Source organism: Streptomyces sp. NPDC020489, from assembly GCF_044386545.1.
Taxonomy (GTDB): Bacteria; Actinomycetota; Actinomycetes; order Streptomycetales; family Streptomycetaceae; genus Streptomyces.
This window is the reverse complement of record NZ_JBIRUZ010000012.1, coordinates 173,148-198,735: the sequence shown is the minus strand read 5'-3', so window position 1 is coordinate 198,735 and position 25,588 is coordinate 173,148. Positions and strand designations below refer to the sequence as shown.

21 protein-coding genes are annotated in these 25,588 nt (G+C 71.3%); 9 read left to right on the top strand and 12 right to left on the bottom strand.

Going from position 1 to position 25,588, the window contains the following annotated elements:
• Positions 1–5: 5 nt before the first annotated feature.
• The 4 genes from ACH41F_RS29755 to ACH41F_RS29740 all read right to left on the bottom strand — a co-directional run bounded on the left by ACH41F_RS29755 (position 6) and on the right by ACH41F_RS29740 (position 5,249).
• A complete protein-coding gene (locus tag ACH41F_RS29755) occupies positions 6–980 on the bottom strand; it encodes an SMP-30/gluconolactonase/LRE family protein (protein WP_391242452.1) in 975 nt (324 codons plus the stop codon).
• A 34-nt stretch (positions 981–1,014) separates the two neighbouring features.
• A complete protein-coding gene (locus ACH41F_RS29750) occupies positions 1,015–1,302 on the bottom strand; it encodes an ArsR family transcriptional regulator (protein ID WP_391242449.1) in 288 nt (95 codons plus the stop codon).
• A 234-nt stretch (positions 1,303–1,536) separates the two neighbouring features.
• Complete coding sequence (locus ACH41F_RS29745) at positions 1,537–3,096, bottom strand: arabinogalactan endo-beta-1,4-galactanase (RefSeq protein WP_398838242.1); 1,560 nt, start codon at positions 3,094–3,096, stop codon at positions 1,537–1,539.
• 131 nt (positions 3,097–3,227) lie between these two features.
• The gene (locus ACH41F_RS29740) at positions 3,228–5,249 is read right to left on the bottom strand and encodes a beta-galactosidase (protein ID WP_398838240.1); all 2,022 of its coding nucleotides are present in this window, start codon (positions 5,247–5,249) and stop codon (positions 3,228–3,230) included.
• 310 nt (positions 5,250–5,559) lie between these two features.
• Here ACH41F_RS29740 and ACH41F_RS29735 point away from each other — a divergent pair, with 310 nt between their 5' ends.
• From ACH41F_RS29735 to ACH41F_RS29705, 7 genes are all read left to right on the top strand, one after another.
• Positions 5,560–6,879 (top strand): ABC transporter substrate-binding protein, encoded by a 1,320-nt coding sequence (locus ACH41F_RS29735; RefSeq protein ID WP_398838238.1) that lies wholly within the window; start codon positions 5,560–5,562, stop codon positions 6,877–6,879.
• Positions 6,876–7,850: an ABC transporter permease subunit gene (locus ACH41F_RS29730; protein WP_391242438.1), complete on the top strand. Its 975-nt coding sequence runs from the start codon at positions 6,876–6,878 to the stop codon at positions 7,848–7,850. The genes ACH41F_RS29735 and ACH41F_RS29730 overlap by 4 nt, the downstream gene beginning before the upstream one ends.
• Positions 7,847–8,788 carry a carbohydrate ABC transporter permease gene (locus tag ACH41F_RS29725; RefSeq protein WP_398838236.1) on the top strand — a complete coding sequence of 314 codons (942 nt, stop codon included), beginning with the start codon at positions 7,847–7,849 and terminating at the stop codon, positions 8,786–8,788. The genes ACH41F_RS29730 and ACH41F_RS29725 overlap by 4 nt, the downstream gene beginning before the upstream one ends.
• The gene (locus ACH41F_RS29720; protein WP_398838235.1) at positions 8,785–9,816 is read left to right on the top strand and encodes a LacI family DNA-binding transcriptional regulator; all 1,032 of its coding nucleotides are present in this window, start codon (positions 8,785–8,787) and stop codon (positions 9,814–9,816) included. The genes ACH41F_RS29725 and ACH41F_RS29720 overlap by 4 nt, the downstream gene beginning before the upstream one ends.
• A 265-nt stretch (positions 9,817–10,081) precedes the next feature.
• Positions 10,082–10,426, top strand: a complete 345-nt coding sequence (locus tag ACH41F_RS29715; RefSeq protein ID WP_398838233.1) for a VOC family protein — start codon at positions 10,082–10,084, stop codon at positions 10,424–10,426.
• Positions 10,427–10,486: 60 nt separating this feature from the next.
• On the top strand, positions 10,487–10,876 hold the full coding sequence (locus tag ACH41F_RS29710) for a MarR family transcriptional regulator (protein WP_391242426.1): 390 nt from the start codon (positions 10,487–10,489) through the stop codon (positions 10,874–10,876).
• A gap of 163 nt (positions 10,877–11,039) precedes the next feature.
• On the top strand, positions 11,040–12,020 hold the full coding sequence (locus ACH41F_RS29705; RefSeq protein WP_391242541.1) for a helix-turn-helix domain-containing protein: 981 nt from the start codon (positions 11,040–11,042) through the stop codon (positions 12,018–12,020).
• A gap of 262 nt (positions 12,021–12,282) precedes the next feature.
• Here ACH41F_RS29705 and ACH41F_RS29700 read toward each other — a convergent pair whose 3' ends face one another.
• The 6 genes from ACH41F_RS29700 to gndA all read right to left on the bottom strand — a co-directional run bounded on the left by ACH41F_RS29700 (position 12,283) and on the right by gndA (position 19,168).
• A complete protein-coding gene (locus tag ACH41F_RS29700; protein WP_391242424.1) occupies positions 12,283–12,690 on the bottom strand; it encodes an SseB family protein in 408 nt (135 codons plus the stop codon).
• A 167-nt stretch (positions 12,691–12,857) separates the two neighbouring features.
• Positions 12,858–13,400, bottom strand: coding sequence for a cysteine hydrolase family protein (locus ACH41F_RS29695; RefSeq protein WP_398838232.1), 543 nt, complete (start codon positions 13,398–13,400; stop codon positions 12,858–12,860).
• Positions 13,397–14,887, bottom strand: coding sequence for a purine-cytosine permease family protein (locus tag ACH41F_RS29690; RefSeq protein ID WP_398838229.1), 1,491 nt, complete (start codon positions 14,885–14,887; stop codon positions 13,397–13,399). Before ACH41F_RS29690 ends, ACH41F_RS29695 begins: the two co-directional genes overlap by 4 nt.
• Before the next feature lie 86 nt (positions 14,888–14,973).
• Positions 14,974–15,438 (bottom strand): (2Fe-2S)-binding protein, encoded by a 465-nt coding sequence (locus ACH41F_RS29685; RefSeq protein ID WP_398838227.1) that lies wholly within the window; start codon positions 15,436–15,438, stop codon positions 14,974–14,976.
• Positions 15,439–15,467: 29 nt separating this feature from the next.
• On the bottom strand, positions 15,468–17,528 hold the full coding sequence (locus tag ACH41F_RS29680) for a molybdopterin cofactor-binding domain-containing protein (RefSeq protein ID WP_398838322.1): 2,061 nt from the start codon (positions 17,526–17,528) through the stop codon (positions 15,468–15,470).
• Positions 17,529–17,728: 200 nt separating this feature from the next.
• On the bottom strand, positions 17,729–19,168 hold the full coding sequence (gndA, locus tag ACH41F_RS29675; protein ID WP_391242412.1) for an NADP-dependent phosphogluconate dehydrogenase: 1,440 nt from the start codon (positions 19,166–19,168) through the stop codon (positions 17,729–17,731).
• Between the two features lie 219 nt (positions 19,169–19,387).
• On the opposite strand from gndA, the gene ACH41F_RS29670 reads away from it, so the two are divergent.
• Complete coding sequence (locus tag ACH41F_RS29670) at positions 19,388–20,833, top strand: glyceraldehyde-3-phosphate dehydrogenase (protein WP_391242409.1); 1,446 nt, start codon at positions 19,388–19,390, stop codon at positions 20,831–20,833.
• Between the two features lie 508 nt (positions 20,834–21,341).
• On the top strand, positions 21,342–22,724 hold the full coding sequence (locus ACH41F_RS29665; RefSeq protein ID WP_398838226.1) for a Tat pathway signal sequence domain protein: 1,383 nt from the start codon (positions 21,342–21,344) through the stop codon (positions 22,722–22,724).
• Between the two features lie 86 nt (positions 22,725–22,810).
• Here the strand turns inward: ACH41F_RS29665 and ACH41F_RS29660 are convergent, their stop codons facing one another.
• Positions 22,811–23,404 carry a TetR family transcriptional regulator gene (locus tag ACH41F_RS29660; protein WP_391242403.1) on the bottom strand — a complete coding sequence of 198 codons (594 nt, stop codon included), beginning with the start codon at positions 23,402–23,404 and terminating at the stop codon, positions 22,811–22,813.
• Positions 23,405–23,441: 37 nt separating this feature from the next.
• Positions 23,442–25,496 carry a discoidin domain-containing protein gene (locus ACH41F_RS29655; RefSeq protein WP_398838224.1) on the bottom strand — a complete coding sequence of 685 codons (2,055 nt, stop codon included), beginning with the start codon at positions 25,494–25,496 and terminating at the stop codon, positions 23,442–23,444.
• Positions 25,497–25,588 lie beyond the last annotated feature (92 nt).

Sequence of the window (25,588 nt, the reverse complement as noted above, 5' to 3'; positions counted from 1 at the left end):
ACAGGCTAACGCCGGTCGCTCTTACCGGCGGGCGGCTCGCACAGGGCGATGCCCCGCTCCCACAGGCTGCCCAGGACCAGGTGACCTGCGGCCTCGCAGACGCTGGTGACCATCCGGAAGCCGGAGCGGCGGCGGGCGAGGTGGTGGACGGTCGTGCCGTGGTCGTCGACGGCGAGGACGCCGATCGTGCCGGTGGGACGGAAGGGGGCGTGCACGGCCAGCCGGGCGGCGGTGCGGCGGACGGCGGGGGCGGCGCGGTGCAGAAGGTCCAGCGGGGGCACGCGCGGGCCGGCCAGCGACACCCAGATCGGCCCTTCGGGGCCCGCGCGCCAGATGTTGTCGGGCATGCCGGGGAGGTCCTCGACGAAGGGTTCGCCGCGGCCTGCCTTCGGGCCGGTGAGCCAGTAGCGGGTGAGGCGGCGGGCGCCGGTCTCGGCCACGACCAGGAAGGACTCGTCGCCGCTGGGGGCGATCCCGTTGGCGAACTGGAGCCCCTCCAGGAGGACTTCGGGTGTCTCACTGCCGGGCGCGAGGCGCAGCAGACGGCCGGTGCCGGTGTGCTCGACGAGGTCGCCGATCCACTGGTCGAGGGGGTGACTGCGGCTGGAGACCGTGACGTACACGCTGCCGTCGGACAGGGCGACGGTGTTGCTGCAGAACCGCAGCCGCTCCCCCGCCACCGAGTCGGCGAGGATGCGCACCACGCCGGTGGTCAGGTCCACGCGCAGCAGGCCGAGTTCGGCGTCGCACACCAACAGGGTGTCGTCCGCGAGGAGTTCGAGGCCGAGCGGTCTGCCGCCGGTCTCGGCGAGCACCTCGACGCGGGCCGTGTCCGGATCGGCGAGTCCGTCGAGGCGCAGGAGGCGGCCGTCCTCCACGCCGGTGAGCACCCGGCCCCGGCTGTCGGCTACCACGTCCTCGGGGCCCCGGCCGCCGATCGCCACGTACCTGTAGGGGACCAGCACCTGTGCACGCTCCACGGACATCCGCCCTTCGTCGCCGGTGAACCCGCTCCTACCAGCCCTTCTCGAACATGCGGGCCACCTCGGCCAGCCGCATCTCGTCCCGCCGGTAGTACGTGCGCCGCCTGACCCGCGTGGCGTGCACCAGGCCGATGGCCGCGAGGAGTTCGAGATGGGTGTCGGCGACCTCGCGGCCCACCCCGAGTCGGGCGGCCACGGCGTCCGCGGTCACGCCGTCCTCGGTCAGCTCGCCGCGACGCCGGGACGGGAAGGCCGCGGCCGGATCCTTCAGCCATTCCAGGATCTCCAGCCGTCGCTCGCTGACGGGAGTTCGCAGCATGGCATCCCCTCTCGGTCCGACCTCCTCGTACCGCGAGTTCCCACTGTCCCGCAATCGAGACCGCCGTGTACGGACTTCACACGGCTTGTCCGATATCGAACGGGCGCGTGGGGAGCGTCTGCCGCTTCCCAGCGCGGGCGTGCGCGCCGGGCGACGAGTCGGGTGCGCTCCCTCCCCCTGGACGGCATCGCGCGAGGGCCCGGCCGCGCGGCCGGGCCCTCGGGTCACCCGGGATCACCGGTGGCTGAACCACGCCATCGCCGGCAGCGCCTTGTCGTCGTAGCCGAACAGGGCCTGGTTCTCCCAGCCGTTGCCGGAGGCGGAGTCGGTCGGGTCCCAGCCGTTGCCGGTGACCGCGGTCCAGGTCGACTCCCAGTAGAAGACGCCGAGGCCGCGGCCGTTCGGGACGGCCTCGACGATGCTGGCGACGTCGTTCATCCAGCGGGTCTGGCCGGCCGTCGTGGCCGGGTAGCCGGCGACGAGCTCGCTGGTGAGGTTGATGATGTTCTCGTGCGCGTCCTCGCTGTCGAGACGGAAGGGGTACGCCGTCTCGGCGACGAAGACCGGCTTGCCGTAGCGGGAGGCCGCGTCGTCCAGGGTCGTCTGGAAGTCGGACAGCGAGCCGTGCCAGTAGCCGTAGTAGGACAGGCCGATGACGTCGAACTTCACGCCGTTGGAGACCGCGTTGTCGAACCACCAGCGGGTGCCGGTCAGGTCACCGCCCTTGGCGAGGTGCAGCGCCACCTGGGTGGAGGAGCTGACCGCCTTGACCGCGGCGTAGCCGGAGTTGAGCAGACCGGCGAGCTGCGACCAGTTGTCGGTGGAGCCCGCCGACCACAGCATGCCGCCGTTGATCTCGTTGCCGACCTGGACCATGTCGGCCGTGGTGCCCTGCGCCTTCAGCGCGTTGAGGACGTCGTACGTGTGGTTGTACACGTCCGTCTTCAGCTGGCTGTAGCTGTGGCCGGTCCACGGCGCCGGAACCGTCTGGGCGCCGGGGTCGGCCCAGGTGTCCGAGTAGTGGAAGTCGACCAGCAGCTTCATGCCCTGTGCCTTGACGCGCTTGGCCAGCGCCAGCACCTGGGTCTTGGTGTTGTAGCCGTCCTTGGGGCTCACCCAGACCTTGACGCGCGCGTAGTTCTGCCCGGCGGACCTGAGGACGGCGAGCGCGTCGCCGGTCGCGCCGGAGCTGGTCCGGTACGTACCGCCGAGCGCCTCGCTCTTGGCGAGGGAGGAGACGTCGGAGCCCTTGATGGTGGTCCCGCCGGCGCCGGACGCGAAGGTCAGGTCGTCGACGTTGATCCAGTTGCCCGCGTTGGCGTCGCTGTTGACGCTGATGGTGCACTGGTTGCTGGTGACGTTGACCGGGACCACGATCCGGATCCAGCCGCTCGCGGAGACCGGCAGGTCGGTGCGCTGCTCGGCGCCGCCGCAGTTCTTCAGGGCTATGTAGGCGGAGTTCTGGCCGCCGCCGGAGCGGACCCAGGCGGTGAGTCGGTAGGAGCCGTTGGTCAGCCCGGACAGGTACTGGTACGTCTCCACCTTGTACGCGGAGGACGCCCAGTGGGTCAGGCGGTAGCTGCCGCCGTGGCCGCCGGCCTCGCTGAACGAGGCGCCGGTCGAGCCGTACTCGGACCAGCCGGCCGGGGCAGCCGTGGCCGCGCCGTCGGACTCGAAGCCGCCGTTGGTCAGCGTGCTCGCCGCCTGGGCGGTCTGGGCGGGCAGGGCGGTGAGGGCGAGCCCCGCGGTGAGCGGGAGAAGCAGGGCGCGCAGGGTGCGTCTGGGATGGAACATCGTCGTCCGTCGTCCCTTCGACATGGGGGTGGGGAATTGCCCTTCGACGGGGATGGCGAAGGGGCCCCTCCACCCGCGGCTCGCGGCTCGCACGGGCGGAGGGGAGTCGGTCGGGCGCGTGGCGCCCCGGTTCAGCCGTCGAGTCGTACGACCCGGACGCCTCCGGCCGGGACCTCCAGGCGGCCCGCGGCCCGCACACCGGTCAGGAGCTCGGTGCCGGTGCCAGCCAGCGCCACCTTGGCGTCCGCGGCGGTGTGGTTGATGGCGAACAGGTAGGTGCCCGACGCACCGGCGCGGCGTACGACCTCGACGTCGCGGGGCAGGTCGGCGGGCGCGACGACCTGTGCGTCCTCGACGGCCCAGCCGAGCAGCGCGTCGAGGCCCTCGGCGCCGAGGCGGGTGGAGACGTACCAGGCGGTGCCCTCGCCGAGACGGTGCCGGGTGACCGCCGGATGTCCCGCGGTGAGCCCGTCGGCGTAGGTCCACACGGTCTCGGCGCCGCGCGGGACGACGAACTCGGTCCACACGTCGCCGTTGAGCTCGGAGCCGTCCGGGCCGGTGAGGCGTACGTTCTCGCCCTGGAGCAGCGGCGAGAACTCCTCGATCGTGAGGCCGAGGACGTCGCGCAGCGGGCCGGGGTAGGCCCCCTCGTGCACGGCGTCGTGCTCGTCGACGATGCCGGAGAAGAAGGAGACGACGAGGGTGCCGCCGTTCTCCACGTACGCCTTGAGGTTGTTCCCGGCCGCCTCGGTCATCAGGTAGAGGGCCGGTACGACGACAAGGGGATACCTCGACAAGTCGGCTTCCGGGTGGGCGAAGTCGACGGTGAGGTGCCGGTCGTAGAGCGCCTCGTAGAAGGCGTCGGCGCGCTCGCGCGGGTCGTGGTCCTCGCTGGGGCGCCAGTCGAGGTTCTGCGCCCACCAGGAGTGCCAGTCCCACAGGACGGCGACGTCGGCCTGGGTGCGGGTGCCGCGCAGGTCGCTCAACGAGTCGAGCGCGGCGCCGAGTTCGACGACCTCGCGCCACACGCGCGTGTCGGTGCCGCCGTGCGGCAGCATCGCGGAGTGGAACTTCTCGGCGCCGCGCCGGGACTGGCGCCACTGGAAGAACATGGCGCCCTCGGAGCCGCGCGCCACGTGGGCGAGGGAGTTGCGGGCCATCTGGCCGGGGGCCTTGGCGGGGTTGCGGGCCTGCCAGTTGACGCCCGAGGTGGAGTGCTCCAGCAGGATCCAGGGCGCTCCCCCGGCCACCGAGCGGGTGAGGTCGGCGGCCATGGCGAGGTTGACGTGGGTGCGGCGGCCGTCGGTGATCAGGTAGTGGTCGTTGGTGACGATGTCGACCTCGCGGCCCCAGGCCCAGTAGTCGACGGAGTCGCACTGGCTGAGGGCGGTCATGAAGTTGGTGGTCACCGGGACGCCGGGCGCGAGGCGGTGCAGGATGTCCCGCTCCATACGGAAGTTCTCGCGCATGGTGGCGTCGGCGAAGCGCCTGTAGTCCAGCGCCTGGGCCGGGTTGCCGACCGTGGGGGCGAGGCGCGGCGGGTTGATGTCCTCGAAGTCCGCGTAGCGCTGGCCCCAGAAGGCCGTGCCCCAGGCCTCGTTGACGCCTTCGACGCTCCCGTGGGTCGAGGCCAGCCAGCGTCGGAAGTGGGCCGCGCAGGAGTCGCAGTAGCAGGCGGAGACGGGGACGCCGTACTCGTTGTGCACGTGCCACATCGCCAGGGCCGGGTGGTCGGCGTAGCGCTCGGCGAGCCGGGTGGTGATGTTCGCGGCGGCCGCGCGGTAGTCGGCGTTGCTGTGGCAGATCGCGCCGCGGGAGCCGAACTCGTAGCGCACGCCCTCCGCCGTCACCGGCAGGGCCTCGGGGTGGGCCCGGTAGAACCAGACCGGGGGCACCACGGTGGGGGTGCCGAGGTCGGCGCGGATGCCGTTCTCGTGGAGCAGGTCGAGCAGGCGGTCGAGCCAGCCGAAGTCGTACACCCCCGGCGCCGGTTCCAGGAGCGCCCAGGAGAAGATTCCGACACTCACCATCGTGACGCCGGCCTCCCGCATCAGCCGGACGTCCTCGTGCCAGACGCCTTCCGGCCACTGCTCGGGGTTGTAGTCCCCGCCGAAGGCGAGCCTGGTGAGGCCCCTGGGGGTGGCTTCCGGCATGGATCTCTCCCGTTGTGGTCGATCTTTTGGGAACGTGCACACAGTCGATCAGCGGTGCGAGCCCAACATAACCGCACAGCAACAACCATTGACAAGTGTCCGGGATGTTTCTCTACTGTGAACGCTCACAGAAGCACCGCGAGCGAGCCGAGGGGCGCGCCGGTGTCGAGAGGACGAGTGCGCGGAGGCCCGCAGGGCTGAGCACGATCGCGCCACCCGACAGCGGCGACACGGCGTCCCGGCGGCGAGCCGCGGAAACGAAGGCGCAGGTTCTCGCAGCAGGCGGGGACCCAGGTCAGGGGAGAGATCCATGCCCATCACGAAGCGCAGCCGCTTTGTGGCATCCACCATCGCCGTTGCCCTCGGCGCCACCGCACTGGCCGCCTGCGGCTCGTCCGACGGCGACAGCGAGGCCGACTCCGGTCCGGTCTCGCTGACGTACTGGACCTGGACGCCCGGCATGGACAAGGTCGTCGACCTGTGGAACAAGGGTCAGGGCAAGAAGGACCAGATCACCGTCACGGTGAAGAAGCAGGCGTCCGGTGACGCGCTCATCACCAAGATCCTCACCGCGCACAAGGCCGGCAAGGCGCCCGACCTGGTCCAGGCCGAGTACCAGGCGCTGCCGACCCTGGTCAGCAACGACGCCCTCGCGGACATCTCCAAGAACGTGGGCGAGGCGAAGGGCAAGTTCGCCGACGGTGTCTGGCAGCAGACCACGCTCGGCTCGGACGCCGTCTACGCGGTCCCGCAGGACATCGGCCCGATGATGTTCTACTACCGCCAGGACCTCTTCAAGAAGTACGGCCTGACCGTCCCCACCACCTGGGACGAGTTCGCCGAGACGGCCCGCGCGCTGAAGAAGAAGTCCCCCGGCACCGACCTGACGACCTTCTCCGCCAACGACTCCGGCCTCTTCGCGGGCCTGGCCCAGCAGGCCGGCGCGCGGTGGTGGACCACCGAGGGCGACAAGTGGAAGGTCGGCATCAACGACGCGGCCACCAAGAAGGTCGCCGACTTCTGGGGCGGCCTCGTCAAGGAGGGTGCCATCGACAACCAGCCGATGTACACCCCGGCCTGGAACAAGGCGCTCAACACCGGCAAGCAGATCGCCTGGGTCTCCGCCGTGTGGGCGCCGGGCACGCTGACCACCGCCGCGCCCGCCACCAAGGGCAAGTGGGCCATGGCCCCGCTCCCCCAGTGGACCGCAGGTGAGAACAGGACCGGCAGCTGGGGCGGCTCCTCCACCGCCGTCACCACGGACTCGGAACACCAGGAGGCCGCCGCCAAGTTCGCCACCTGGCTGAACACCGACGACCAGGCCCTCCAGGCGCTCGCCAAGGAGAGCGGCATCTACCCGGCCGCCACCAACGCCCAGACCAGCGGCGCCTTCGCCCAGGCGCCCGACTACTTCTCGAACCAGGCGGACTTCTACACCAAGGCCGCCGAGATCGCGAAGACCACGGCGCCCTCCGCCTGGGGCCCGAACGTGAACGTCGCCTACACGTCCTTCAAGGACGCCTTCGGCGCCGCCGCGAAGAACAAGTCGGACTTCACCGCCGCCCTGGACACGATGCAGGACGCCACGGTCGCCGACCTCAAGAAGCAGGGCTTCGGGGTCAGCGAGTGACCACCGCACGCCGGAGGTCGTACGGGGTCAAGGGGGCCCCGTATGCCCACCCGTCTCCCACCACCACCCTCAGACGAGCGCGCAGCGCCCCCTACTTCTTTCTGATCCCCGCCACGCTCCTCTTCGCGCTGTTCTTCGCGCTGCCCATCGGCTACGCCGTCTACCTCAGCTTCCGCAAGGTGCACGTCTCCGGCCTCGGCCTGGGCAAGGGCGCCCGCACGGAGGTCTGGGCCGGCCTGGAGAACTACACGGACGCCCTGTCCGACAGCGAGTTGCTGAACGGAGCCCTGCGCGTCCTCGGCTACGGCTGCATCGTCGTCCCGGTGATGCTCGGCCTCGCCCTGCTGTTCGCGCTGATGCTCGACTCCGACAAGGTGCGGTTCACCCCGTTCACCCGGCTCGCGATCTTCCTGCCGTACGCCATCCCCGGCGTGGTGGCGGCGCTGCTGTGGGGCTTTCTGTACCTGCCCGACGTCAGCCCGTTCTACTACGTGCTGGAGAGGCTCGGCCTGCCGCAGCCGGACCTCCTGGACGGCGGCCCCCTGTATCTGGCCCTGTCGAACATCGCGATCTGGGGCGGCACCGGCTTCAACATGATCGTCATCTACACCTCGCTCCAGGCCATCCCGGCGGAGGTCTACGAGGCGGCCAAGCTGGACGGCGCCACCCCGCTCCAGATCGCCCTGCGGATCAAGATCCCGATGGTGGCGCCCTCACTGGTGCTGACCTTCTTCTTCTCGATCATCGCCACACTCCAGGTGTTCAACGAGCCGACCACCCTCAAGCCCCTCACCAACTCCGTGTCCACGACGTGGAGTCCGCTGATGAAGGTGTACCGGGACGCGTTCGGCACCAACGACATCCACGCGGCCGCGGCGCAGGCCGTGATCATCGCGCTCGCGACGCTGCTGCTGTCCTTCGGGTTCCTGCGGGCCGCGAACCGTCGCCAGAAGCAGGAGGCAGCACGATGAGTTCTCTTGCCGTACACAAGACCGAGCCGGACGGGGGTCCCCCCGGTCGAGCAAAGTCGAGAAGGGGAGAGGGCAGCACGCCCCGCACCACCCAGGGCCGGCCCCTGCACCGCCGGATCGCGCTGGTCCCGACGGTCGCGCTGCTGATCGGCGCCCTCTACACCCTGCTCCCGGTGGCCTGGGTCGTGATCGCGTCGACGAAGTCCGGCACGGAACTGTTCTCCACGTTCACGTTCCTGCCCGGCACGGGTCTCACCGAGAACCTCAAGGACCTCAACGCCTACCGCGACGGCGTCTACTGGGCGTGGATGGGCAACTCGGCGTTCTACTCCGGTGTCGGCGCCCTGCTGTCGACGGTCGTGTCGGCGTTCAGCGGCTACGCGCTCGCCGTCTACCGCTTCCGCGGCCGCGAGACGATGTTCAACGTCCTGCTCGCCGGTGTCCTGATGCCGCCGATCATCCTCGCCGTCCCGCAGTACCTGCTGCTGGCCCAGGCGGACCTCACCGACTCCTACCTGTCGGTGCTGCTCCCCCAGATCCTCTCCCCCTACGGCGTCTACCTCGCGCGCATCTACGCCGCGGCGGCCGTCCCGGCCGACGTGGTCGAGGCCGGGCGGATGGACGGCGCCGGCGAGTGGCGGATCTTCACGCGGATCGCGCTGCCGATGATGGTGCCCGGCATGGTGACGGTGTTCCTCTTCCAGTTCGTGGCGATCTGGAACAACTTCCTGCTGCCGTACATCATGCTGAGCGACGACGAGAAGTTCCCGATCACGCTCGGTCTGTACACGCTCCTGGAGCAGGGCGCCAACACCCCGGCCCTGTACACGCTGGTGATCACCGGCGCCTTCCTCGCGGTGTTCCCGCTGATCGCGCTGTTCCTGGTCATCCAGCGGTTCTGGAGCCTCGATCTGCTGTCCGGGGCCGTAAAGTCATGACCATGAGCAACACGGGGGGCCGACGCAGGCCGCCGACGATCCATGACGTGGCCCGCGAGGCCGGGGTCTCGCGTGGCACCGTCTCACGCGTCCTCAACGGCGGGCACTACGTCAGCCCGGCCGCCCAGGAGGCGGTCAACGCCGCGATCCGCAAGACGGGTTACGTCGTGAACCGGCACGCCCGGTCCCTGATCACGGGACGCTCCGACTCCATCGGCTTCCTGCTGACGGAGCCTCAGGAGATGCTCTTCGAGGACCCCAACTTCAACGTCCTGCTGCGCAGTTGCACCCAGGCACTGGCCGCGCACGACATCCCGCTGCTGCTGATGCTGGCCGGCACACAGGACGAGCGGCGCCGGATAACGCGGTACATCACGGCGGGTCACGTCGACGGGGTGCTGCTGGTCTCCAGCCACTCCGCGGACCCGGTCGCCGAGGAGCTGCGCGAGGCGGGGGTGCCCCTCGTCCAGTGCGGCAAGCCCATGGGCCGGGGCTCCAAGGTGAGTTACGTGGCCGCGGACGACCGGGACGGCGCGCGGGACATGGTGCGCCATCTGCTGTCGCTGGGCCGGCGCCGCATCGGTGTCGTGACCGGTCCGCTGGACAGCCCCGGCGGCGTCGACCGCCTCGCCGGTTACAAGGAGGTGCTCACCGAGGCGGGCGTGGAGATCGACGAGCGCCTCATCACCTCCGGCGACTACAGCCGGGCCAGCGGTGAGGCAGGCGCCGAACGGCTGCTGGCGCAGGCCCCGGACATGGACGCCGTGTTCGTGGCCTCCGACCTGATGGCACAGGGCGCCCTCACGGCACTGCGCAGGGCCGGCCGCCGGGTCCCCGAGGACGTGGCCGTGGGCGGCTTCGACGACTCCGCCGCGGCGACGGAGTCCACCCCCGCCCTCACCACGATCCGCCAGCCCTACGACCGCATCAGCAACGAGATGGTGCGGGTACTCCTGGCCCAGATCGGCGGCGAGGACCCGGCCGCGGTGATCCTTCCCACCGAGCTGGTCAAGCGGGACTCGACCTGACGCAGGCCCGCGGGCAGCAGGCCACCGCAGTGGCCGCGCCATGGAGCCGGTGACCCGCCTGTCGGCACGGTAGGCGCCGCCGTCGACGTCGACATCGCATGGGCGCGCCGCCCGGCCCTCGCGCCGGGCGCGCGCCCTTCGGCGATCCCCGTCCCACGTTGCGGCCTGGCTCCCCCTTGACCCGGTCAGGATCGGAGAAGCCGCCTGCCACCGCCCCGTCCTACGGTGGGACCACGGACGAAACGGCGCACGCCAGGAGGCCCCGATGACCGCAGGACTGAACACCATCATCTACCCCGTCAAGGACATCGCTCGGGCGAAGGCCCTGTTCAGCGCTTTGCTGGAGACCGAGCCGTACGCCGACGAGCCCTACTACGTCGGTTTCAAGGACGCGGGCCAGGACGTGGGCCTGGACCCCAACGGCCACGCCCGCGGCATGACGGGCCCGGTCCCGTACTGGCACGTCACCGACATCCGCGCCCGGCTGGCCGCGCTGCTCGACGCGGGCGCGGAGCTGCTCCAGGACGTCACCGACGTCGGCGGCGGCAAGCTGATCGCCTCCGTCAGGGACGCGGACGGCAACCTCGTCGGGATCACCCAGGACAGCTGAAGGGTCGCGCCGATCACGCCCCCTGCCTGATGTGGTTGCACGCGCATTAACATGGGGTGTATGGCAGTGAACGCGGCCGGCGCCCGGCTCGAAGAACAGTGGCGGGACATCCTCGCGGTCCACGCCCGCACGATGTGCGAGATCGACCGGGTGCTGCACCCGCACGGGCTGGGCGCGAGCGACTTCGAGGTGCTCGACCTCCTCGCCGCCCAGGCCCCCGCGGAGGGCGACCTGTGCCGGGTGCAGAACCTGGTCGGCCGGGTCCATCTCAGTCAGAGCGCGCTGTCCCGGCTCATCGGCCGGCTGGAGAAGGACGGCCTGGTGGAACGGTCCGTGTGCCGGGAGGACCGGCGCGGGGTGTGGGTGGCCCTGACGCGCAAGGGGCGCGATCTGCACGCCGAGGTGCTGCCGCTCCAACGGGACGCGCTGCACCGCATGCTGAACGGCTGAGCGCGACCCCGCACACCCAGAGAACAGTCCGGTCCTCGCGGGAACCCCCAGGCCCGGGAAGAGCCTGTGAGAACCCGGGAGAGAGCGAGAACGTAACCGGCCCTTCGCGGTGCCATGCTGAACGAAAAACACCGCGCAGGGACGGAGAGACAACGCCTTGGCCGTGGAAGAGGACCGGGCCGCCGAGTTCAGCACCTACACGACGCGTTCCGTGGCGGAGACCCACGACGCGATCGCGGCGCACTACTACGACCTTCTCCTCGAAGTGGCGGGCCCCGCCGAGGACTTCAGCACCGTCATGAACGTGGTGGACCTCGGTTCTCTCACGGTCGGCGAGATCACCTTCGGCACCGAGGTGCGCATGCGCTTCGGCGAACTCGGCTACTACCACGTCGGGGTGCCGCTGATCGGGGGCTTCGGCGCCCGCGAAGGGTACGGGGAGCTGTTGTACGGCACCACCGGGCGCGCGTGCTTCTTCGACCCCGCGCGGAAGATCAGCGTCGAGGAGTGGACCGGTGACTGCCACACCCTCACGGTGAAGATCGACAAGCTGGCCCTGCACCGGCAGTTGGAGGCGCTGCTCGGCAGACCCCTCCCCCGGCCGCCCCGGTTCCAGCCGTACATGGACGTCTCCCGCGGAGCCGGGCGCAGTTGGGCGAACCTCGCACAGTGGAGCCTGCTGGAGAAGGACGTCTCGCACGGTCTGCTGCGCCGGCCGCTCATCCGCCGCCGCTTCGAAGAGACCCTGCTGGACGGGGTGTTGCTGGCCGCCGAGCACTCCTACCGCGAGGAACTGGCCGCGCCGCCACCCCCGATGCGGCCCGCCGCCGTCAAACGGGTCATGGACGTCGTGCAGGACCGTCCCGCCGATCCCTACAACGCCACGCGCCTCGCCGAGATCGCCCAGGTCAGTGTGCGCACCCTCCAGGAGGCGTTCCGCAAGCACGTCGGGATGCCGCCGCTGGCGTACGTCAGCGAGGTGCGGCTGGAGCGGGTACGGGTGCAGCTGCGGGCCTCGGCACCGGGCACGACGACCGTGTCGCACGTGGCCCACGAATGGGGCTTCGTCCATCTCGGCCGGTTCGCCCGGCGCTACCGGGAACGGTTCGGGGAGTCACCCTCGCAGACGCTGCGCGCCGCCTGACGCCGTCCGCCCCGGCCCCCGCCGACACGCCCTGGCGTGCTTCGGTCCACCGCGTTTTGCGGACAACCGTCGCGCATACCGGCGCGACAGAAGGACCGTGCGGCCCTATCGTCTGGGCACGGCGATCGCGGACGTCCGGTGCGGAGCGGGGTCGGCGCCGCTCACCCGGGCGTCGGCGTGACCCGGGCACGGGAGCGGGAGGCAGCTCGTGCCCAGGGCCCGGTCGCTCCCCCTCCGAGCGAGGTGGCCGGGCCCGCCCCGGTCAGCCGTACGACCGGCCCAGCAGGGTCCGCACCCCCTGCGAGGTGAGCGTCAGCGGGTGCTCGGAGGCGGCGTCGATGGTCAGCGCCAGTTCGTCCGTCGGCCACTCCGAGGCCAGCGCGCCCAGCGGCACCAGCCGGTAGCGGGAGACGGCGGGCAGCAGTCCGGCCAGTTCGGACTCGGAGGTGAACACGGGCACCACCGGCGAACCGCCGGGCTGCTCGATCACCGGAAGGGCCACCGCCGTGGGATCGACGGCGTCCGCGTCACTGACGTCGTCGGGGACGGGGACGAGGACGTCGCTGCTCGCCAGCGTGTCCAGCGCCACCGTGTCCTCGGTGTTCTCGGCGAGTGCGTCCAGCGCCCGCCGGGCCGGCGTGGCGGAGTGGTCGTTCGCGGGTGTCTGCATGGGAATCCCCTGATCGCGGTGGTCGTGCGGTCGGCCCCGGCGTACTTCGGCCCCCGGGGCGGCCCTGCTCGCGTACCCGATCCGGAAGGGGGCATTCCCTGAGCGGGCCGCGGAATGGGTCGAACACGGCGACCGGAGCCCCGTGTCCACCGGACGGCGCCGGCCCCTCAGCGGCTGAGCAGCTCCGCCACGGTGGTCACCCGGATCAGCGGCCTGTACAGGTCCATCACGTGCAGCGCCTTGGCGTGCGAGTCGTCGTCGGCGCCCGCGCAGGCGTCGGCGACGACCACGACCTCCACTCCGGCGTCGGCGGCGGCCAGCGCCGTGGACAGCACGCAGCAGTCCGTGCTGACGCCCGCGAGGACGAGACGGCCCTGTGGGCCCACGCGGGCGGCGAGTTCGGGGGTCCACTTGCCGAAGGTGGGGGCGTCCAGCACGTGCGGGGCGCCGTCGGCGAACTCGTCCGCCAGCCGCCACAGGGGCGCGTGCGCGGGTTGCAGGGCGAAGGGCCACTGCCGGAAGTAGGCGCGCCAGGCGCCGGTGGGGTGGTCGGGGGCCACGAAGCGGGTGAAGGTGACCCGTTCACCGAAGACGGGCAACAGTTGTCTGACGCCCTGCGCCGCCAGGGCGAAGCGAGGCGTGGCCCACGGACTGTCCGGGTCGGCGAAGACCCGCTGCATGTCGATGACGGCCAGCAGACCGGTCGTCATACGGCGGCCGCCTCCGCCCGGCTCGGCTCCCGCGCCTCCTGCTCCCGGACCCGGCCGCGGCTGAGGAGGAGAGCACCCAGGAAGCCGAGTACGAGGGCGGCGAGGACACCGAGGTTGGCGTAGGCCCAGGCGCCCGACGTGCCGCCGAGGCCCAGCGGTTGGAGGAGGTAGCCCTGCCACCCCAGCCAGCTCGCGGCCGAGTTGGTCACCAGGCCCCAGCCGATTGCGGTGCCGGCGAGGGTGAGGAGCAGGGGGGTGAGGGGGACGTCGCCGTAGCGGCCGTGGGGGCGGTAGAGGTCGCCCTCGTCGTAGTCGCGGCGGCGCAGCAGCAGGTCGGCGAGGAAGATGCCGCACCAGGCGGCGACGGGGACGCCGAGGGTGGTGAGGAAGCCCATGAACTGGCCGAGGAAGTCGTCGGCGTAGAACACGATGTAGACCGAGCCGGCGATCATCAGGACGCCGTCGGCCAGCGCCGCCAGGTAGCGCGGGATCCGGATGCCCGCGGACAGCAGGGCGAGGCCGGACGAGTAGATGTCCAGGACCGCGCCGCCGACCAGGCCGAGTACGGCGACGACGGCGAAGGGGACGAGGAACCAGGTGGGCAGGAGGGTGGTGAGCGCGCCGATGGGGTCGGCGGCGACGGCCGCGTCGAGCGTGCGGGACGATCCGGCGAGGAGCAGGCCGAAGACCAGCAGCAGGAGCGGGGCGAGCGCGGCGCCGAAGGTGGTCCAGCCGATCACCGAGCGGCCGGATGAGGTGCGGGGCAGGTAACGGGAGTAGTCCGCGGCCGCGTTGACCCAGCCGAGGCCGAAGCCGGTCATCATGAACACGAGCGCGCCGATGAACTCCTGCGCGGAGCCCGCGGGCAGGGCGCTGACGGCGCTCCAGTGGACGTGGTCGGCGACGAGGCCGACGTAGACGACCGTGAGCACAGCCGTCACCACGGTGATCAGGGTCTGGAGCCGCATGATCAGGTCGAAGCCCATGACCCCGCCGACCACGACGAGTCCGGCGACCACGATCAGGGCGACCACCTGTGTTCCGGTGCCGCCGCCCCAGCCGAGCCGGCCGAAGACCGTCGCGGTGGCCAGGGTGGCGAGGGCGCACAGCACGGTCTCCCAGCCGACGGTGAGCACCCAGGAGACGACCGACGGCAGTCGGTTGCCGCGCACTCCGTAGGCGGCCCTGCTGAGGACCATCGTCGGCGCGGAGCCCCGCTTGCCCGCGACGGCGACAAAACCGCACAGCAGGAACGAGAAGACGATGCCGAGGACCCCGGCGATCAGCGCCTGCCCGAAGGAGATGCCGAAGCCGAGCACGAAGGCGCCGTAACTGAGGCCCAGCACCGAGACGTTGGCCCCGAACCAGGGCCAGAACAGGGTGCGGGGCGTGCCCTTGCGTTCGGCGTCGCCGATCACGTCGAGCCCGTGCGTCTCCACCTGGAGCTGCCTGGCCCTGTTGTCGAGGGAATCCCGGGAGTCCGTCATCGGCCGCCTGTCTGTTCAGCTGTGACCAGTCGACGCTAGGCAGGCCGTACCCGGGCGTCAAGCACCGCTCGGGGCGTCACGGCCCGTCAGGCACCGCGCGGGGCGTCCGCCGCCTTCTTGATCGCCTCGCGGATGCGGGAGTAGGTGCCGCAGCGGCAGACGTTCTCGATGCGGTCGATGTCGGCGTCGGTGGGCCGGGGCGTCCTCTTCAGCAGGGCCGCTGCCGCCATGATCTGGCCGGGCTGGCAGAAGCCGCACTGGGAGACGTCGCAGTCGAGCCAGGCCTGCTGGACGGGGTGCAGGGTGTCGCCGTCGGCGAGGCCCTCGATGGTGGTCACCTTCCGCTCGGCGCACTCCTCGACGGGGACGACGCACGGCTGTATCTCCTCGCCGTCGAGGTGGCTGGTGCAGGCCCGGCAGACGCCGACCCCGCAGCCGTACTTGGGCCCGGTGACGTGCAGCAGGTCGCGCAGGACCCACAGCAGGGGCATGTCGGCGGGGGCCTCGACGGTGACGGGCTCGCCGTTGAGGTCGAAGGAGTAGGAGGGCATCGGTACCTTCTCGCGGGTCTCAGGCGGTTTCAGAAGTCGAGCGGGAAGCGGCGGGGCCTCGTGCCGGTCGCGCGGGCCCAGGCGTTCGCGACGGCGCCGGCGGCCGCCGGGACCCCGAGTTCACCCGCCCCGCCCGGCTCGCCGCCCGTGGGCAGGACGTGCGCCTCGAAGCGGAGCGGGGCGTGCCGTTGGCGCGCGTACCGGAAGTCGTCGTAACTGCCTTCGCGGACGGCGCCCTTGTCGATGTGCAGGCCGGCCCGCAGGATCGTGGAGATGCCGTCGATCGCCGTCCCCATGAGCTGGGCCTCAAGGCCGCGCGGGTTGACGACCGTACCGACGTCGGCGGCCATGACCACCTTGGTCACCCGCGGGTTCGCCGGGTCGGCGGCGTCGATCTCGACCAGACAGGCCACGCAGGAGCCGTACTCCTCGTGGACGGCCACGCCCTGGGCCTGCCCCGCGGGCAGGGTCCGGCCCCAGTGTCCGGCGCTCGCGACCTTGTCGAGCACGGCTTTGACGCTCTTGCCGCGCAGTGTCGTACGGCGGAAGGCGACCGGGTCGCTGCCCAGGGCCCGGGCGATCTCGTCGACGACGATCTCCTCGGCCGTCCGCACGGTCCCGGAGTCCACCGAACGCCAGGCGCCGAGGGGTATCGCCGCCAGCTCGACCGAGCCCGAATCCTCGGAGAGCCGGCCGAAGTTGTACAGGCCGCTGTCGCTGGGCAGCGGGGAGGCCGCCCGGAAGGAGGCGGTCCGGATGCCGCTGTCGGACTCGCTCACCGAGGCCGTCGCGTGGGCGAGGGCCACGACCCGGCCGTCGGCGTGGCTGGCGCGCACCCGGTGGTGGGAGGCCGGACGCATGCGGCCGTGCCGCAGGTCGTCGGCGCGGCTCCACATCAGCTTCACCGGGCGGCGCGCCGCCTTGGAGATCAGGGCGGCCTCGATCGCCGCGTCGTGGTTCAGTCGCCGCCCGAACGATCCGCCGCCCCGCACCACATGGACCTTGACCGCGGACGCCGGGAGGCCGACCGCCTGGGCGATGCTCTCGCGGGCCTGCTGGGGCGTCTGGGAGGAGAACCAGATCTCGGCGCGGTCCCCGCGTACGTCCGCGACGGCCGTGAGCACCTCCATCGGGGCGTGGCTGACGAAGGCGAACTCGAACCGGGCCTCGATCTGGGCCGACCCTCGCGGCGGAGCGCCGAGGGCGGGGACGGCGGCCTTCAGCCGCGTGCGGATCTCGGCGTCGGAGACCCCGGCGAGCGGGCCCGCCTTCCAGGTGATGTTGAGGGCGTCCCGGCCCTGGAAGGCGTGGTGGAAGGTGTCCGCGACGACGGCGACTCCCCCGGCGACCCTGACCACGGCGAGGACCCCGGGCAGGGCGCGCGCCGCGCGGTCGTCGACCTTGACGACCTTCCCGCCGAGCGTGGGCGGGCGGGCCACCACGGTCGGCTTCGCTCCGGCCGCCGTCAGGTCGCCCGCGTACGTCGCCCGGCCGGTGACGATGTCCCGGGCGTCGATCCGGGTCGTCGGCTTCCCGATCACCCGGTGCCGTGACGCCGGTCTGGGCTTGCTGGAGACGCGGGGGGTGCGGACGCGGGCGGCGGCCTCGGTGAGCGATCCGAAGGTGGCCGTGCGTCCGTCCGGTGCGAGGACCAGGGTGTCGTGGGTGCGCAACACCCGCGCGGGCAGGTGCCAGCGCCGGGCGGCCGCGGTGACCAGGCGGGCACGGGCCGTGGCGGCGAGGTTGCGGGCGGGGTCGTAGAGCGAACTGACCGAGCTGGAACCGCCGGTGAACTGGTTGCCCCGGCTGCGGGCGGCGGCGAGCGGGATGTCGACGTCGACGAGCCGGGCGTCCAGTTCCTCGGCGATCATCATGGCGACCGCGGTGGTGACGCCCTGGCCCACCTCGACGCGGGGCAGCCGGACGACGACCTTGTTCTCCCGCGTGACCTCCAGGACCAGCATCTCCTCGTCCGTGCCGGTCACCAGGACGTCCGAGCGGCGTCGCGCCGGGGCCCCTTCCGCCTCCGGGGTGTCGCAGCCGAGGGGGGTGGCGACGGTGAGGGTGGACGCGGCGAGGGTGTAGACCATGAATCTGCGCCGGGACAGCTCTGCCAACGTGCTCTCCTCCGTGGACGGCCGGTGTGTGCCTGGTAGGAGGGTCCCGGGCCGTGCGGGGTTGCGTGCGGCCGGCGTTCGGTCCTTGCGGCGACGGGAGTTGGGCGTCGCTCACCGCCTCGGCGGTCCCGGTGAGCCGGCGCACCCGCTCCCGCGCCAGCGGTGGCGCCCCGTCACTCCGCCGTCTCGGGCCGGCCCGGGGCCGCCCAGTGGGTGTGGAAGGTGCCGGGGCGGTCGGTCCTGCGGTAGGTGTGCGCGCCGAAGTAGTCGCGCTGGCCCTGGAGGAGCGCGGCGGGCAGGCGTTCGGCGCGCAGGGTGTCGTAGTGGGCGAGGGCGGCGGAGATGGCCGGGACGGGGATGCCGCGGCGGGCGGCGGAGGCCACCGTCTCGCGCCACGGCACCTGCGCGTCGGTGATCTCCATGGCGAACTCCATCTCCCCGAGCAGGCTCACCAGGTCCCGGTCGGCGGCGTAGGCGGCGCGGATGCGGTCCAGGAAGGCGGCGCGGATGATGCAGCCGCCGCGCCAGATCCGGGCCACCGAGCCGAGGTCGATCTTCCAGCCGTACTCGGCGGAGGCGTCCTGGATCATCGTCCAGCCCTGGTCGTAGGCGATGACCTTCGAGGCGTACAGCGCGTGCTCCACCTGCGAGGTGAAGCGCTCGGCCTCGGTGCGGCTGATCGGGGGTGTGGTGCCGCCGGGCAGACCACGGTAGGCGGCGCGCAGTTCGCCCTGGCCGGAGGCGGCGCGGGCGAAGGTGGCCTGGGCGACGGCGGTGACCGGGGAGCCCAGGTCGAGCGCGGTCTGCACGGTCCAGCGGCCGGTGCCCTTCTGCCCGGCGGCGTCCGCGACGACGTCCACGAAGGGCGCGCCGGTGGCGGGGTCGGTGTGGGCGAGGACCTCGGCGGTGATCTCGATGAGGTAGGAGCCGAGCCGGCCCTCGTTCCAGCGGCGGAAGACGTCCGCGATCTCGGCCGGGGTGTACCCGGCGACCTGGCGCAGCAGGTCGTAGGCCTCCGCGATGAGCTGCATGTCGGCGTACTCGATGCCGTTGTGCACCATCTTCACGAAGTGCCCGGCGCCGTCGGTGCCGATGTGCGCGGCGCACGGCTCGCCGTCCACCTTGGCGCTGATGGTCTCGAACAGCGGGCCGAGCAGGGCGTAGGACTCCGTAGAGCCGCCCACCATGATCGACGGGCCTTCCAGCGCGCCCTCCTCGCCGCCGGAGATGCCGGTGCCGACGAAGTGGATGCCGCGTGGGCGCAGTTCGGCCTCGCGGCGCCGGGTGTCGGCGAAGTGGGCGTTGCCGCCGTCGACGATCATGTCACCGGGCTCCAGGAGCGGGGCGAACTCCTCGATGACGGCGTCGGTGGCCGCGCCCGCCTGGACCATGATGATCAGCCGGCGGGGCCGTTCGAGCGCGGCCACGAACTCCTCGGGCGACTCGGCCGGGACGAACGTGCCCTCGTGGCCGAACTCCTCGACGAGCGCGCGGGTGCGGCCGGCGGAACGGTTGTGGACGGCGACGGTGACTCCCCGGCGGGCGACGTTGCGCGCCAGGTTGCGGCCCATCACGCCCAGGCCGGTGACACCGATGGATGCGCTTGCGTTCATGAGGTCCGTCCCTTGGATCGGCGGCATGCGGTCACGGGGCGAGCGACCCCGTGCCCGCAGGTACGGGCGGGAGGCCCGATCGTCTCGATGCCATGGGGGCCCATGGGGCGCGGACGCACGGTCCTGGCCCGTCGCCCCGTGATCCCACCCCGTTCGAAGGGTCAAACGAGCATGGGGTTAGCATATGAGCGCCGCCTAGCTCGATCGAGAGATAGATCTGTGACTGTCAACGAGGACTCGTTCACCAACTGGAAGACGCGCGAGGAGATCGCGGAGTCGATGATCCCGATCATCGGGAAGCTGCACCGCGAGCGGGACGTCACCGTCCTGCTGCACAGCCGCTCCCTGGTGAACAAGTCGGTCGTCAGCATCCTCAAGACCCACCGCTTCGCCCGGCAGATCGCCGGTGAGGAGCTGTCGGTCACCGAGACGCTGCCCTTCCTTCAGGCGCTCACCACCCTCGACCTGGGCCCGTCCCAGATCGACATCGGCATGCTCGCCGCGACCTACCGCGCCGACGACCGCGGTCTGACGGTGGAGGCCTTCACCGCGGAGGCCGTCGCGGGTGCCACCGGCGCCAACAAGATCGAGCGCCGCGAGGGCCGTGACATCGTCCTGTACGGCTTCGGCCGCATCGGCCGGCTCGTCGCCCGGCTGCTGATCGAGAAGTCGGGCTCCGGCAACGGGCTGCGGCTGCGCGCCATCGTCGTCCGCGGGGGCGGCGAGCAGGACCTCGTCAAGCGCGCCTCGCTGCTGCGCCGCGACTCGATCCACGGCCAGTTCCAGGGCACGATCACCGTCGACGAGGCCAACAGCACGATCGTCGCCAACGGCAACACGATCAAGGTGATCTACGCCAACGACCCGTCCGAGGTCGACTACACGGCGTACGGCATCAAGAACGCCATCCTCATCGACAACACCGGCAAGTGGCGCGACCGCGAGGGCCTGTCGAAGCACCTGCGTCCCGGCATCGACAAGGTCGTCCTGACCGCGCCCGGCAAGGGCGACGTCCCGAACATCGTGCACGGCGTCAACCACGACACCGTCAAGCCGGACGAGCAGATCCTGTCCTGCGCCTCCTGCACCACCAACGCGATCGTGCCGCCGCTGAAGGCGATGGACGACGAGTACGGGGTGCTGCGCGGGCACGTGGAGACGGTCCACTCGTTCACCAACGACCAGAACCTGCTGGACAACTACCACAAGGCCGACCGTCGCGGCCGCTCGGCGCCGCTCAACATGGTGATCACCGAGACGGGTGCCGCCTCGGCCGTCGCCAAGGCGCTGCCCGACCTCAAGGCGCCGATCACCGGCAGCTCGATCCGGGTGCCCGTGCCGGACGTGTCGATCGCGATCCTCAGCCTGCGCCTGGGCCGCGAGACCACGCGCGAGGAGGTCCTGGAGTACCTGCGGGACGTCTCGCTGAACTCGCCGCTGAAGCGCCAGATCGACTTCACCACGGCGCCCGACGCCGTCTCGATGGACTTCGTCGGCTCCCGCCACGCCTCCATCGTCGACGCCGGCGCCACCAAGGTCGACGGCGACAACGCGATCCTCTACCTCTGGTACGACAACGAGTTCGGCTACTCCTGCCAGGTCATCCGGGTCGTCCAGCACGTCTCCGGGGTGGAGTACCCGACCTTCCCGTCGACGGCGGTCTGATCTAGGCGCGCCCGTCGTCCGCACCCCGGCGGTGCCGACGGCGGGCGCGCCCGGCCCCACCAGGTCGGCGGGCCCCGCCGCGCGCTTCGAGCACGGGGCCAGCCGTACCGCCGCCCCTGCCGGTGGACGGCACGCCGTCCCGCACGGCCACGATCCGGCGTACGGACGGTCGCCCGTCGCGACACACGGGACCCCGACGAGCCCACCATCGCCGGCGCGGCTCGGCACAGGCTCCTGGAGCGCCGCGCGCGGCAGGCGACGGCTCCGCCCCGGCACGGCGGGCCCGCCACCGCACATCCCCTCGTTCCGCTGACGCCCAGGGCGCCTCGCCCTCCCGTCGGCGCCGGTTCCGAGCCGACCATCGCCCGTCCGGCCGACGTCTCCCTGGCCTCACCCGCTCCAACCGCGCCGCCCTGCACAGGCGTTGACCCACTCCCTCCTCGACAGCAGAATGAGGGCGCGCTCTGAGAGCGCTCTCAAACCCGCGCATGCGACTTCGAGGAGACCCATGACCGGCAGCCAGGGCGGCCCCGCACTCAACCGCCGCGCACTCATCGGGACCGGTCTCGGGGCCACCGCCGCCCTCGTCATGGCCGGGACGGGGACCGCGCGGGCGGCGGGCCATGGCACGGCCTCCGCGCCCGGCCGGGCGCAGGGCTTTCTCGCGGCGGCCATGGACGCCTATCCGGAACACGGCACGATCCGGCTGGCGCAGAGCTACACCGACCAGGCCGGACTGTTCAGCACGGCCTTCACCTACGACAACGCCCTCGCGATCCTGGCGAGCCTGGCCTGCGGGGGCGCGGACGGCAGGTCCCGGGCGGTGGTGCTCGGCGACGCGCTTCTGTACGCGCAGTCCCATGACCCGGAGTACGCGGACGGCCGGCTGCGGCAGGCGTACAACGTGGGGCCGTACACCTTCTACGACGGCACCCGCCAGCCGGACGGGTTCGTGCGGGCGGACGGAACGGCCAACGTGGGCCGGCAGTTCGGGTTCACCGGGACGGCCGTGGGCGACATGGCCTGGGCCGGAATCGCGCTGGCCGCGCTGGCTCGGCGGACCGGACAGCGGCGCTTCCTCACCGGTGCCGTGCGGATCGGTGAGTGGATCGACCGTGTCGGGCGCACCGACGAGCCGCTCGGCGGGTTCAAGTTCGGGGTGAACGGGGCGAACGAGAAGCTGCCGTTCACCTCGACCGAGCACAACACCGACCTGATCGGCCTGTTCGGCCAGTTGGCCCGGCTCACCGGGGACCGGGTGTGGCTCCAACGGCGGTCCGTGGCCGCTCGGTTCGTCAAGAGGATGTGGGAGCCCACGGCCGGCTTCTTCTACACCGGGACGAACGACGGCGTCACGATCAACACGTCACCGATCCCCGAGGACACCCAGACCTGGACCCACCTCGCCCTCAACTCCCCCGTCCACGCCCGCTCGTTGGACTGGGCCGCCGCCGAACTGACCGTCCTGGACACCCCGGACCGCCCCAACAGCACGGTCCCGGCAGGCCAGTCGTACGAGGGCGTCACCTTCAGCTCCGCCTCCCTCCTCGCCGACGAGTCCGCCCCCATCGCCGACGGCCAGCCCAAGCCGGACCGTGACGGCGTGTGGTTCGAGGGCACGGCGCACCTCGCGCTCGCCCTGCGCCACCGGCGGGCCCCCGGGGACGAGAAGCGCGCCCGGCGTCTGATCGCCTCGATCGAAAGGGCCCAGGACCTGCTCGGCGCCGACCAGACCTTCGGCGGGACCGCGGTGGCCGCCCGGTCGGGGATCGTCTCGGCCAGCAGCCCGCTCGACACCGGTTTCGGGTTCGGGTACTACCCGTACCGGCACACCGGCGCGACGGCGTGGTACCTGCTGGCGGCGACGCGCACGAACCCGCTGCGGGCTTGAGGCCCTGTCGTCCTCCTCCCGCCTGCCGTGCGGCGGCCCGCACGCCCTCCGGGCGGACGACGGGAGCGGGAGGGGGACGGCTGGTTCTAGCCGGACACCAGCCCCGCGATGTGGGAGGTGACGGTGTCAAGGATGTCGGTCCAGGCGTCCCCGTCGCCGAGCACCAGGTAGTTGAGGGTCAGTCCGTCGGTCATGGCGGCGAGATAGCGGGCCAACACGGAGGCGGGTACCCGGAGTTCGAAGTCGAGGTCCTGGCACAGCTGCTCGATGAGCTCGGCATACAGCTCGCCGTACAGCTCGTACTGGCGGCGCGCCAGATGCTCGAACCCCGGTTCCCGCAAGGCGTACTGGGTGAGTTCGTAGGTGAGCATGTGCTCGTCGGGGTGCGCGCACACATGGTCCCAGTACGCCTGGAACCCGGCTCGGACGGTCTCCTCCAGGGTCTCGCGGGGCTTGAGCGCCTCCTTCACGACGGTCACGTAGTGGTCGGTGATGGTGGTAATGACGGACTCGACGAGCTCCTGCTTGGAGTCGAAGCAGTAGTGGAAGACGCTCAGGGAGACGCCCGCCTCGGCGGCGATGGACCGGGTCGTGGTCCTGGCCACGCCGTCCCGGGCCATCGCCCTGATCGCCGCTTCCGTCAGCTGCCGGCGCCGTTCGGCCGACGGCATCCGTGCCATGCGCGCGTCCCCCCGTTCACCTGTGCCAGCGTCCTCGTCAGGCGCTGTGCACGCCGACCTCGTAGAGCGAGTACCCCCAGTCGGTGCCGCGGTCGAGGCCGTGGACGCGGACGTAGCGGGCCGGTGTGCCAGTGAACCTGGCGGTGTCGAGGCCGCCGTCGCCGCTGGTGGTGGACCAGGCGGTCTGCCAGTGGCTGCCGTCGGTGGAGAGTTCGACGCGGTAGGACCTGCCGTAGGCGCGCTCCCAGTCCAGCGTCACACGCGAGACCAGGTGGGTGGTGCCGAGGTCGACCTGCCACCACTGGTCGTCGCTCCAGTCGCTGGCCCAGTGGCTGCCGTCGTCACCGTCGACGGCCCGCCCCGGCTGGTAGCTGGTGAAGGGGTTGGACTCGGACGAACTCGCGGTGGCGGCACGGTTCTTGGCCAGGTCGACGCCGGCCTGGTGGTGTTCGGAGGCGCCCCAGGTGTCGAGGTAGGACTCGGCGCCGCGGAAGAGGTCGTCCACCACGCCCTGGCCGCCGACGAGCCGGATGTCCTCGATCCAGTCGGGGATCATGCCGACGTGCGCCGCGCCGTCGGTGTTGAGGTCGAAGGTGCGCTGACCGGTGGTCTGCCGGTCGATGACCGAGCCGCCGTCCACGCTCTTGAAGGGGTACGTCACCCCTGGGACCGTGCCGGTGCCGCGCGGCCCGGGGTGGTCGCCGACGCCGTTGAAGTCGGTGCCGAAGCCGTAGCCGACGTCGTACTTGGCGCGCAGCGCGTCGGTCCGCTTCGCCTCCGCGCTGAAGCCCTCGGAGCCGTGCATGTACTGGGCGACGAACCCGCCGAGGGAGTAGACCCGCTCGGTCCAGTTCAGGTCCATCCAACTGTGCGAGGACAATACGCCCGGGTAGTCGGCGGCCTCGAACATGTCGAGGACGCGGCCGGTGGCCTTGACGCTCATGTGGTCGATCTCGAGCATCATCTTGCGTTTCATCATGCCCTGCACGGCGTACTCACCGAGGTCGGTGAGCCCGCGGACGTTGCACTGCGCGTTCTCGTCGTACTCCGGGACCTCGGTGCCCGCCGGCAGGTCCGCCTCCGCCGCGGACGCGGCCGTGCCGATGGGGTTGTCGTGCTGCGGGCCCGTGCACTTCTCCGTCTTCCAGAAGGTGCCGGTGGACAGGAACTGCCCGACGTTGATGGCGGTCCCGAGCCCGCCCTCGTCGAAGCGGACCCCGCACAGCGCGTTGTCGAACTTGTGGCACAGGAACATGCTGCGCACACCGAGGCTGTACAGCTCGTCGAGGCCCTTGTCGATGTCGGACTTGCTGCACTGCGCGATGTCGAGGATCTGCTTGCAGCCGAAGGGCTCGGAGGTCTCGACGCCCAGGATGACCGCGAGCTTGCCCTGCTGGATGACCTGGCGGGCCTGCGCGCTGTCGGTGACGATCCGGAACCAGCCCTTTCCGGCGCCGCCGTACTGCGCGTCGACGTAGTCCTGGAGCTGGTAGGTGAGCTTGGCCTGGAGCCGGATCGAGGTCATCTCGTCACAGCTGCGGTCCTTGAACGGGTAGACCGAGCAGATCACCCCGTTGGTGACGAGGTCGTTGACGAGGACCCGCTGACCGCCGCGCCAGGCGCGCTCGATCCAGGCGTAGTAGTTGGCCTGGTGGGTCATCGAGTCATAGGCCGGCCAGTCCTTGAACGTCGGCCAGCCGACCGGGTCGTGCTTGCCGTCGCCGCCGTGGGTGATGTAGTCGAAGATCGCGAGCGTGCCGTCGGGGTAGTGCTCGGGGCAGTCCTTGAGCGCGTCGGCGACACCCGCCGTCGAGAAGACCTTGCCGCAGATCAGCCGGCCGCCGAACGCCTCGTTGGAGAACAGGTGGTTGTGCGCGTCGACGAACCCGCGCACGTCGCCGTTTGAGTCGGTCCCCTTGAACGGCTCGCCGGTGACGTTGATCTGCGCGTCCGGGGTGGGGCGCGCGGTCGGGTTCCACCAGTCGCTCGCGGCCGCCGAACTCGGCGCCGGGCCGAGGGCGATGGCCAGGACGAGGAGGAGGAGCGATACCACGGTGATGTCTTTGCGGCTGCGATACGAACATCGAGTCATGGTGGGTACCACGCCCCTCGGTCGGCGGCCACGACTTTGTCATGACCGGGGCAATCTGTGCGACGAGAATGGCCACTGGCGGGTAATGAGTC

Coding starts and splice junctions, on each gene's coding strand:
- ACH41F_RS29750 (WP_391242449.1), bottom strand. CDS start 1,302: ATGCTGCGAACTCCCGTCAGCGAGCGACGGCTGGAGATCCTGGAATGG.
- ACH41F_RS29745 (WP_398838242.1), bottom strand. CDS start 3,096: ATGTTCCATCCCAGACGCACCCTGCGCGCCCTGCTTCTCCCGCTCACC.
- ACH41F_RS29740 (WP_398838240.1), bottom strand. CDS start 5,249: ATGCCGGAAGCCACCCCCAGGGGCCTCACCAGGCTCGCCTTCGGCGGG.
- ACH41F_RS29735 (WP_398838238.1), top strand. CDS start 5,560: ATGCCCATCACGAAGCGCAGCCGCTTTGTGGCATCCACCATCGCCGTT.
- ACH41F_RS29725 (WP_398838236.1), top strand. CDS start 7,847: ATGAGTTCTCTTGCCGTACACAAGACCGAGCCGGACGGGGGTCCCCCC.
- ACH41F_RS29720 (WP_398838235.1), top strand. CDS start 8,785: ATGACCATGAGCAACACGGGGGGCCGACGCAGGCCGCCGACGATCCAT.
- ACH41F_RS29715 (WP_398838233.1), top strand. CDS start 10,082: ATGACCGCAGGACTGAACACCATCATCTACCCCGTCAAGGACATCGCT.
- ACH41F_RS29710 (WP_391242426.1), top strand. CDS start 10,487: ATGGCAGTGAACGCGGCCGGCGCCCGGCTCGAAGAACAGTGGCGGGAC.
- ACH41F_RS29700 (WP_391242424.1), bottom strand. CDS start 12,690: ATGCAGACACCCGCGAACGACCACTCCGCCACGCCGGCCCGGCGGGCG.
- ACH41F_RS29695 (WP_398838232.1), bottom strand. CDS start 13,400: ATGACGACCGGTCTGCTGGCCGTCATCGACATGCAGCGGGTCTTCGCC.
- ACH41F_RS29690 (WP_398838229.1), bottom strand. CDS start 14,887: ATGACGGACTCCCGGGATTCCCTCGACAACAGGGCCAGGCAGCTCCAG.
- ACH41F_RS29685 (WP_398838227.1), bottom strand. CDS start 15,438: ATGCCCTCCTACTCCTTCGACCTCAACGGCGAGCCCGTCACCGTCGAG.
- ACH41F_RS29680 (WP_398838322.1), bottom strand. CDS start 17,528: ATGGTCTACACCCTCGCCGCGTCCACCCTCACCGTCGCCACCCCCCTC.
- gndA (WP_391242412.1), bottom strand. CDS start 19,168: ATGAACGCAAGCGCATCCATCGGTGTCACCGGCCTGGGCGTGATGGGC.
- ACH41F_RS29665 (WP_398838226.1), top strand. CDS start 21,342: ATGACCGGCAGCCAGGGCGGCCCCGCACTCAACCGCCGCGCACTCATC.
- ACH41F_RS29660 (WP_391242403.1), bottom strand. CDS start 23,404: ATGGCACGGATGCCGTCGGCCGAACGGCGCCGGCAGCTGACGGAAGCG.
- ACH41F_RS29655 (WP_398838224.1), bottom strand. CDS start 25,496: ATGACTCGATGTTCGTATCGCAGCCGCAAAGACATCACCGTGGTATCG.